The following is a 1,149-nucleotide window of genomic DNA, read 5'->3' on the forward strand; positions in this document are numbered from 1 at the left end:
GGGGACGGAGGCGGCCGCCACGGCAGCCGCCTCCGTGTCACCGCGTCCGGCCGCGCGCGCAGCAGTGGCAGCCGAGACCTGGAGCGTCCCCTGCCGATCGACCGCCACGACGGCTGCGACGAGCAGCGTCAGCACGACCGCCACGGCGGGCAGGACGACCGCGAACTCGGCCGTCACGGAGCCACGTTCAGAGCGACAGCGCACCGCGGACGAGCTCGGTCAGGACGGTCTGCACCTCGCCGGAGCGCATGACCGCGACGAGCACACCCGCGAAGGCCACGGCGGCGAGGATCACGACCGCGTACTCGGCCGTCGCCGATCCCCGGTCGTCGGCCGTCCGCGAACGGAGTCGTCGCCACCGCGTCGGATGTGGGTGCTGGTGCATGGTGTCCCTCTCTTCTGCTCGGTCTGCCGAGCGCCCGCTCGGCCGTGTGTCCAGCCTCGCCGGGAGCGCGGTGCCGACGGCGTCCCACTCTCGGGTCCGTGGAGGGTTCACCCCACACCCCCGACTGTGGAGGAGAGGACTCCGGCAACCACCGGCACGACGCCCACCAGGACGAAGGCGGGCAGGACGCACACCCCGAGCGGCAGCACGAGGCGCACGGCGAGCCCCTCGGCCGCCGCGAGGCCGGCCGCTGCGGCGTCGTCACGGACGTCCTCGGCAGCGGCGCAGAGCAGCGCGGCAGCCGGTACCCCGGCGCGGCGGGCCAGGGCGAGCACCTCGGTGAGCCGTGCTCGCTCGATCGCGTCAGTGTCAGCTCGACCCGGCTGCTGCAACGCCTCCGCGACGGTGCGTCCGGCATCCGTCCACGAGCCACCGCCGGACAGCGCGACGGCCCAGGCGTCGAGGAGCACGCCCGGGACGTGTCCGTCCGGTGTGGCGGCACGCACCAGCGCGCTCGTCCACCTGCGACCGAGCTCCACCAGTCCCGCGGCGACCGCCACGCACGTCCATCCGAACGGCGAGCCGACGAGGACGTCCACGGCGCCGGCACCCCACGTGGACGAGAGTCCGACCCCGAGGACGGGCAGGGCGAGGACGACGCGGGCACTCGCGCGCGGCCCGGCGAGGGCGACCCGTACGGCACGGTCGCCGGCGGCCGATCGTCGCAGTGCCCGAGCGAGCGCCCGGAGCGCGGTGGCCGACGG

The 1,149-nt window shown here is 75.5% G+C and carries 2 protein-coding genes; both read right to left on the reverse strand.

Features of this window, described 5'->3' with window-relative positions; all coding sequences use genetic code 11:
* Positions 1-187: 187 nt before the first annotated feature.
* On the reverse strand, positions 188-385 hold the full coding sequence (locus ACSW7Y_RS17215; RefSeq protein WP_438127441.1) for a DUF4244 domain-containing protein: 198 nt from the start codon (positions 383-385) through the stop codon (positions 188-190).
* A 107-nt stretch (positions 386-492) separates the two neighbouring features.
* The coding region (locus tag ACSW7Y_RS17220) for a type II secretion system F family protein (RefSeq protein WP_438127442.1) at positions 493-1,149 on the reverse strand (657 nt) is incomplete at its 5' end.

The sequence above is a fragment of the Curtobacterium flaccumfaciens genome (genome assembly GCF_051548005.1).
In the GTDB taxonomy this organism is placed as follows: domain Bacteria; phylum Actinomycetota; class Actinomycetes; order Actinomycetales; family Microbacteriaceae; genus Curtobacterium.

What these genes read in the sequence shown, in the direction of transcription:
- ACSW7Y_RS17215 (WP_438127441.1), bottom strand. Translation starts at nt 385, where the DNA reads ATGCACCAGCACCCACATCCGACGCGGTGGCGACGACTCCGTTCGCGG.